The organism is Streptomyces sp. Edi4, from assembly GCF_040253615.1.
Lineage (GTDB): Bacteria > Actinomycetota > Actinomycetes > Streptomycetales > Streptomycetaceae > Streptomyces.
In genome coordinates this window covers 25,496-33,001 of record NZ_JBEJGY010000006.1, presented here as the reverse complement: position 1 = coordinate 33,001, position 7,506 = coordinate 25,496, and the positions used below count along the sequence as shown (strand labels likewise).

Here is a 7,506-nt window from a genome sequence, read left to right as displayed (position 1 = left end):
AACTCCGGGCTCGATCTGTACCGGCACGCCTCGGCACTCGACGCGTACTTCAAGGCGCGCGTGCGGGCGCTGACCTACGAGCGGTTCGGGGTGCGGCGCGAGCGCAACGAACGCACTGGCGCGTGGGAAGTCGTGGGGATCCCGGAGCGGGTGCGTGACGGATTTTCGCGCCGCGCAGCCCTCGTGGACGCGAAAGCCGGCACCGACGCGACGTTGATGGAGAAGAAGACCGTCAGCGCTGCCACCAAGCGCGACAAGCTCGACGCGGATGCCGCGACGATGCGCTCCAGTTGGCGTGAGCGGGCCGGGCAGATGGTCGGGGATGTCGACGCGATGGTCGCCGCGGCCGCGCCCGGCCCGCCCGGCCCCGACGGCGGCTCGGGCATCAACGGACCCGGCACCGGGCCGCGCATCCCGCCGCCGCACGACATCGCCGCGATCGTCTTCGACCCGAAGACCGGACTCACCGCGAACAACAAAGTGTTCACGCGAGCGCAGCTCCTGGCGGCCGTCGCCAACAGTCTGGAGTACGGCCTCGACGCCGACCCGCACAGCCTGGAGAGCCTGTGCGACGACGCCCTCGCGGTCGAGGGCTATGCGGTGCACGTGCCGTCGCTGGGCTCCACCGTGATGTCGTCGAACACCCGCTACACCACCCAGGACCTCCTCGACGCCGAGGCGCTGGTGCGTCAGGAGGCCATCGACCGCTACGACATGGGCGCGGTGCAGCTCACCGGGCACCAGGCCGAGGCCGCACTGTCGGTGTTCGAGGTCGCCGCCGGGTTCGCGCTGTCCTTGGAGCAGCGTGCGGCGGTGACCCGGATTCTGACCGCCGGGCATGGCATCGAGGCCCTGGTCGGCGTCGCCGGGGCGGGCAAGTCCACGCTGATGGAGGCGTGCCGGATCGGCTGGGATGCGACCGGCACCACGTACGCCGGCGCGGCGCTCGCCGCGGCCGCCGCGCAGAACCTGACCGACGCATCGGGCATCCCGGCGCGCACGGTGGCGGCCTGGGTGCAGCAGATCGAGGGCGGCTCCGGGCTGCATGGCGTCGACATCCTGGTCGTCGACGAAGCCACCATGGTGGATGACCGCGCGGCGGCCGTGCTGATGGCCGAGGCTGCGCGCACCGGCACCAAAGTTGTGGCGATCGGCGACCACTTGCAGCTCCAGGCGGTCGGCCCCGGCGGATGGTTCCGCGAGGTGCACCGGCTCGTGCACGGCCTCACCCTCACCGAGAACCGCCGCCAGGAGGACGCCGCCGAACGCGCCGCCCTAGAGGTCTGGCGCACCGGAGACCACGAGCGCGCGCTGCGGATGCTCGCCGACGGCGGGCGGGTGCACGCCACCGAGACCGCCCAACAGGCCCGCTCGGAGATCCTGATGGCGTGGGACGAACTGCGCCTTCAGCAGTGGGCCGACCCGCACGACCTGATCGCGAACATGGTGGTGCTCGCGGCGAAGAACACCGACGTCGATGCGCTCAACCTGGGTGCCCAGCAGATCCGTCGGGTCGCAGGCGAACTCGGCGAGGAGCACACCTACGCGAAGCCGGGCGGGGACAGCATCACCCTCGCGGTGGGCGACGTGGTGCGGGTGCGGGAGAACGACTACCGCTCCCGGCGCGGGCAGGGCCCCGACATGCTCAACGGCTACCGCGCCGTCGTCACCGCGATGGCACCGGACCGCAGCGTCGAGATCACCTGGACCCTCAAGGACACCCAGGCCGAGGGCGGTTTCCGCTACGAGTCGGGCTGGGTGAAGCCCGACAAGATCGCATCGGGCGCGCTGTCGCTGGGCTACGCCATGACGGTGGCGGCGAGCCAGGGACTGACGACGAACACGGCGCTGATGTACGGGCACGGCGCGAACGCGTTCGCCACCTACCCGGGCATCACCCGCGCCCGGAAGCAGAACCACATCTGGCTGCCGCTGGCCGTCGTGGAGAGCGAGGAGACCCGCGCCCGGCTCGGCGAGGCCCGCAGCGAGACCGAGCGCCTGGAGCGCGCCGTCGATGCGTTCGCCCGCTTCCTGGGCCAGTCCCGCCCGGACTCGATGGTGTCGGACCTGCTCCACGAACCGCCCGCTCCCGCTCCCCTGCCCCGCCAACGCGACCTCGCCGCCGAGGAGGCACGCGCCGAGGCAGAGCGCAGGCTCGATCTGTCCCGGCGGGCATCGGCGGCACGCGCGAAGTCCACCACGATCCGCCGTCCTTCCCCCGCCGACCACGCGCAGGACGAGGCTCACCGCCAGGAGGAGCCGCAGCTCACCGAGAAGCACATGGAAAAGCTCCGTCGCCTCCAGGACGAGCGCGACGTCGAGCCGTGGACGTCGCGTAGGTACGGCAAGCTCGCCGATCACGAGCTGGACCGGACGATCGCCCGCAAGGAGCGCCACGCGCAGCAGCAGGACCAGGTGGCGGACCAGACCGAGGCCCGGCTTCATCGCCTCACCGAGCGCATCACCCAGGCCGAGGCGAGCGGGACCACCCCAGGGCAGGTGTGGGCGGCCGAGGCCGGCGCGCTCCTGGACCAGGCCGAGCAGCTGCTCGCCGCCGCGCACACCGAGTTCGATACCGCGGCCGCGCAGAAGTCGACCGCCGAGCAGCGCACATCTTGGCTCGCCGAGATTTCGAAGGCGGACAACAAGAGCTGGCTCGCCCTTCGCCTGGCCCAGACCTCGCGCAAGGAGCAGAGGGAACTCAAGGCTCAGTACACCGCCGAGCGAGCGCAGGCATGGCAGGAGGCGAGCAGGGCCAGTGCCACGGGCCGCGAGACGCTCCAGGAGGCATGGGCGCTGCTCCGCGACAGCAAGTTCGCCGACACCCTCCAGGCCAACAAGCCGGTGCCCGGCGATGTCGAGACGGTCTCCCACGCCTTCACCGCGATGCGGGAGATTGCCTCGCGTCACGGGCACACCATCGACGTGCACAACAGCCAGCGCGTCGCCTACCTGGAGAAGGAGCTAGCAACCCAAAGGGGGCACGCCGCCACGTGGCGCGGCGACGTCGCCGACATCAAGGTCGAGAAGCAGCAACGCGCCACGATCGCCACCAAGTTCCCCAAGCTGTACGAGCAGGAGAGCGCCGGCCGCGCCGAGCACCTGCGACAGCAGCAGGCCCAGGCCGCGAAACAGGCGCGCGCCCACGCCAACGCAGCCACCTCCACCCACTACACCCCGCCCACCCAGTCGCGGGGAGGCCCCAGCATGGGCCGCTGACGAGGTCGCGCAATCTGTTTCGATCGAAACACCCACCAGGGCCCGGGGACGGCTGATCGAGGCGCCCGTACGCCGGACTTCGGCCGCCGGTCCGGGTGGGCGCACCTTCGTGGGCTGAGCTCCAATCCCCTTGGCAGCGTTGCTTCCTGGGGCTCGTATCCGGGCGGCGCGCGAGGCTGGCAAGCTGAGCCGATGAGTACGCAGCACCGCCGCCCGCTGGGCGCCGGCCAGGACCTCCCCGAGCCACCGCCACGCGACCCCCGCACCCTCAACGCCGCCGAACGGGTCGCGGGTAGCACCTGGGTCGAGGCACCGACCACTGCCCCGCCCGTCGCACGGACCGGCCGACGCCGCCTCGGCACCGGCCCCGTCGACCCCGGCGGCTGACGACAGCCAGTGCTCCGGCGTCAGCAGATCGTCCACCAGTAGGCGGTGAACAAATTCTCGGAGCAGATCGGGCCGTACCCGCAGCTCAAGGCCGGGGCCGTTCCACCACTTCGGGCCCGTTCCCGCACCAAGGTCATGGAACAAGGTGGTGTGCGCGGACGCCCTGCGGGTTCGGTGCCACGATGAGGTCATGAGCACGGCTGGCCGTAACACTGTCTCGGGCCGCACCTACCGCCGCACCCGGCCGCGCGGGTTCGCGCCCTGGTCTCCCAGCCCCGAGAAGCTGCTGCTGGTCGAGCAGATCCGGCAGGTCCTCGACGAGTACCGCGCATACCTGCCGCTCACCGCGAGGCAGGTCTTCTACCGGCTCGTGGGCAACCACGGCTTCCCCAAGGACGAAAAGGCGTACGACCGGTTGCAGGAGACCCTCAACCGCGCCCGCCGCGCCCGGCTGATCCCCATGGGCGACATCCGCGACGACCGCGCCGAGGTTCTGGGCCTGCCCGCCGGCTACCGCGACCCCCAGGACTGGGTGGACACCGTGAAGGCGTCCGCCCGCTTGTACGCCCGGCCGCTGGACCAGGGGCAGCCCCGCGCAGTCGAGGTATGGGTCGAGGCCCAGGGCATGATGCCGATGATCTCTCGCGTCACCGAGCCGCTCGGGGTCGCGGTGTACGGATCCGGCGGGTTCGAGTCGGTGTGCTCGAAGCACGCCGCTGCCCTGCGCATTGCCCACCGGGAGGTCCCCACCACAGTGCTCAGGATCGGCGACCGCGATCCGAGCGGGCTGAGCATTCTCGACGCCGCCGCCGAGGACGTCGCCCAGTTCATCGAGGAGCTGGGTGCCACCCTGCCGACCGTGAAGCAGCTCGCCGTCACCGAACAGCAGATCACCGAGTACGGGCTGGCCACCGCACCACAAAAGCGGACCGACCGCCGCGGCGACCACATGAGCGCCACCGTCCAGGTCGAGGCCCTCGGACCCGATCAACTTGTCGCTCTTGTCCGCGCCGGGGTGGAGGAGTTGGTCGACCTGGAGATGCTGGAGCGCGTCAAGGCTGCGTCCGAGCGCGAGCGGCCGGACCTGGTAGCGCGAGGCGAGCGGCTGCTCTGACCCAAAGGGGCAGGCAACACTGCCTCGGTGATCCAATGCAGGTGGGGGACGGAAACGGTCGACGGCGGCCCCACGCGCCAAGCCGCGGGGCCGCCGTCCAGAGGAACCGGTTCAGGGGTACCTGCGGTCGCCCGCGACCATCTCCGCGAGCACCAGGTCGCGGGAGACGTCGTCGCCGTCTGCGGGCCACCCGTACCGCCCGTACGTCAGGAGCCGGGCGAGGGCGTCGATGAGGTGTTCGCGTACGCGCGGGTCCGACCACCCCCACTCCATCGCGTCGGCCAGAAGGTCCACCGGCGGGAACGCGAGCAGGTCCCGCAGTGGCCGGTCGCCCCACTCGTGGTCGCTGTAGTGGGCCAGCGCGGCGCGCATCGCGGCCGCGGTCACCGGACGCTCGGGACGGTCCTCCTCCCACTCCCGCTCCGGTCGGTCCGTGGCGTCCAGGCCATCGGTGACCGCGCGGTACCCGCGCGGGCCGGTGACGATGCCATCGCCGCCGTCACGACCGCGGGCGTACCAGTCGTCCAACCGGGCCGCGCTCCGCAGCGCGTCCACGGGTTCGCCCCGGCTGTGTCCCCGTCGGCCGTCTGCCTCCCACGCTGCCTGATGCGGCGCCCACTTCTCGTGCGCCGACTGGCGCGTCATCCCGGCAGCTCCTCCGATCTGTTCCCAGGTCGCGCCGCACTCCCGGCTGGCGATCACCGCGCGCGCGAGGAGAGTGGGGAGGAACTTGTCGCGGATCGTCAGGACGTCGCGCAGGTAGCAGGCCGGATCGGAGCGGCGCTCCTCGTACACGGTGGGGACCAGGCCGCGCGCGAGTTCGGCCACGACGCGGGCGGACTCGGCAACGGCCACCACTGCCTCGTCGCGGGGGGAAAGCTGAGGCTTCACGGACTTCGTGTCAGTCATATCTCCACGCTACCCCCGCTTGTCAGGTCCAGCCTGACAAACGAGAGGACTCGCCGCGCGCCGAGGTGATCCATTCCAGAGGGGGGGCGGAAACGGTCGCCTACGCCCCCGCCCGCGATATCCCGGTGATCCAATCGGCGACCAGGGGAAACGCCACCCCGGTCCAATGCGGAACCCATCAATATTGCGCCTCCCCTTTTCGCCCCCTATGGTGAGTCGCAGATGCCGAGCCGCCACGGCCCGGCCAAGAAGGGGAGACCATGGCGCTCGGAGAGATCACCACCACCGATCTGAACGGCTGGCAGTACCGCGCGATCGGCGTGCTCGACAAGCTCGTGAAGGCCGGACTGAAGGCCGAGCGGTACCCGCTCAACTGGACGATCACCACCAACGGCAGCCTGCGCGGAGAGGTCCACCGCTACGACCAGCTCACCGACAACGACCGCCGAGCCGTCTACGAGGAGTGGCTGCGCGTCCTGGACGCCACACCGCCGCGCGAGTCCAAGCGATTCGAGGGCGGCATCCGGCTGACCGCGACGTTTGCCCACCCCACCAACCGCGGGGACGTAAAGGGCTCCCTCGTGCTCGACATCGACGACGAGGACCAGGCGGACAGCGACCGTGGCTGACCGCTTGTACCTGCGGCACTCCACCGACAAGCAGACGAACCTGCGGCAGAAGCATCACCTGGCCACCTACCTGTCCAGCGGAGCCCCGGCCTACGAGGACCCGGCGACGTCGAGCCGCATCCATCCCCTCCAGCGGCCGGGCTTCCAGAACCTCTTGGACGAAGCCGCGGTTGGTGACGTGGTGCGCGTCGCTGATGCTGCCCGACTCTTCCGCTCAGTCAGGGATGTGCTCGATGTCCGCGACGTCCTGCGCCGTCGAGGGCTCCATCTCCGCGTCGCAGCCGGCGCCTGGGCGGGCATGGATCTCACCTCCGACGACGCCATGACGAAGTTGTTCGTCACGATGCTTGCCGGAGTGCTGGAGTTCCAGCGCGACATGATCAGTGAGAACACGAAGGACGGCGTCGCTGCGGCCCGAGCCGAGGGGAAGGTGCTCGGGCGGCCCGCTGCATTCGGCGATCGGAAGGCCGCCGAGGTCGTCCAGGCGTACCGGGATGGCACTGCCGTGAAGGCGCTCGCCCGGCTGTACAACGTCGATCCGAAAACCATCCGGCGCGTCCTCGACGCCGCCCAGGCCCGGACCCTGACGGCTGAGGAACTCGACACGTTCACCCCGGCCGATCCCCAGGCACAGGCGCCCGCCGACCCGGTCGTGGTCGTCGACGTACCCGGCCTGGTAGCCGAGAACCTGGTCGACATCGCCGACGACGCGGTCCGCCAGGCGCTCGACGCCGGGCAGACGATCCGCCGGGGACAGGGCTACTCAGTGCGGGTGACCGCCCCGGTCAGCGTGCACGTGGCGATGGTCGAGCACTCCGCGACCGCGCTCATGCAGTCGCCCGCCGGCCGCAAGGCTCATCGCATCCACTCCGATCGCGTGACGTCCGTACAGAGCACGCCCTGAGTGCTGTTCTCGACACAGGCCCCCGGCTGCCATGAGACAGCCGGGGGCCTCAATTTTGAGCGTTTTGAGCAGTCTCAACGCGCTAGCGCACCCTGAAGGATCATCCGCTTTTCAGCGCGCTTTCCTCTTTCAGGGCAGAGGTAGAACGGACGGGCGCGTCCGCGCCCGGCACCCCGGGTGCGGGCCTTTGCGGAGCGCGCGTTCACCGTCACCGCCCGCTCGGCCGCGGGCGGCCTCCCGTGCGGCGCCGGGCGCGCTCCGCCGCCTGCCGCACCTCACGCGCGCCCCGCCAATCCAGGAGCCCCGCTGAGCGCTGCGGCTCGGCGGGGCTCCTCAAGCCACCC

General features: G+C 70.8%; 6 protein-coding genes. 5 read left to right on the top strand and 1 reads right to left on the bottom strand.

Features of this window, described 5'->3' with window-relative positions:
- From ABR738_RS37655 to ABR738_RS37645, 3 genes are all read left to right on the top strand, one after another.
- On the top strand, positions 1-3,219 hold a 3,219-nt coding region (locus tag ABR738_RS37655; protein ID WP_350235030.1), incomplete at its 5' end, for an AAA family ATPase.
- A gap of 192 nt (positions 3,220-3,411) precedes the next feature.
- The gene (locus ABR738_RS37650) at positions 3,412-3,606 is read left to right on the top strand and encodes a hypothetical protein (protein WP_350235029.1); all 195 of its coding nucleotides are present in this window, start codon (positions 3,412-3,414) and stop codon (positions 3,604-3,606) included.
- A 190-nt stretch (positions 3,607-3,796) separates the two neighbouring features.
- Complete coding sequence (locus tag ABR738_RS37645) at positions 3,797-4,720, top strand: hypothetical protein (protein ID WP_350235028.1); 924 nt, start codon at positions 3,797-3,799, stop codon at positions 4,718-4,720.
- Positions 4,721-4,831: 111 nt separating this feature from the next.
- Here ABR738_RS37645 and ABR738_RS37640 read toward each other — a convergent pair whose 3' ends face one another.
- Positions 4,832-5,629 carry a hypothetical protein gene (locus tag ABR738_RS37640; RefSeq protein WP_350235027.1) on the bottom strand — a complete coding sequence of 266 codons (798 nt, stop codon included), beginning with the start codon at positions 5,627-5,629 and terminating at the stop codon, positions 4,832-4,834.
- A gap of 260 nt (positions 5,630-5,889) precedes the next feature.
- On the opposite strand from ABR738_RS37640, the gene ABR738_RS37635 reads away from it, so the two are divergent.
- Together ABR738_RS37635 and ABR738_RS37630 are read left to right on the top strand one after the other, a co-directional pair.
- Positions 5,890-6,258 (top strand): hypothetical protein, encoded by a 369-nt coding sequence (locus ABR738_RS37635; RefSeq protein WP_350235025.1) that lies wholly within the window; start codon positions 5,890-5,892, stop codon positions 6,256-6,258.
- The gene (locus ABR738_RS37630) at positions 6,251-7,162 is read left to right on the top strand and encodes a recombinase family protein (RefSeq protein ID WP_350235024.1); all 912 of its coding nucleotides are present in this window, start codon (positions 6,251-6,253) and stop codon (positions 7,160-7,162) included. Before ABR738_RS37635 ends, ABR738_RS37630 begins: the two co-directional genes overlap by 8 nt.
- Positions 7,163-7,506 lie beyond the last annotated feature (344 nt).

Bases quoted from the DNA above. Each gene is read 5' to 3' on its own strand.
- ABR738_RS37645 (WP_350235028.1), top strand. From the start codon at position 3,797: ATGAGCACGGCTGGCCGTAACACTGTCTCGGGCCGCACCTACCGCCGC.
- ABR738_RS37640 (WP_350235027.1), bottom strand. From the start codon at position 5,629: ATGACTGACACGAAGTCCGTGAAGCCTCAGCTTTCCCCCCGCGACGAG.
- ABR738_RS37635 (WP_350235025.1), top strand. From the start codon at position 5,890: ATGGCGCTCGGAGAGATCACCACCACCGATCTGAACGGCTGGCAGTAC.
- ABR738_RS37650 (WP_350235029.1), top strand. From the start codon at position 3,412: ATGAGTACGCAGCACCGCCGCCCGCTGGGCGCCGGCCAGGACCTCCCC.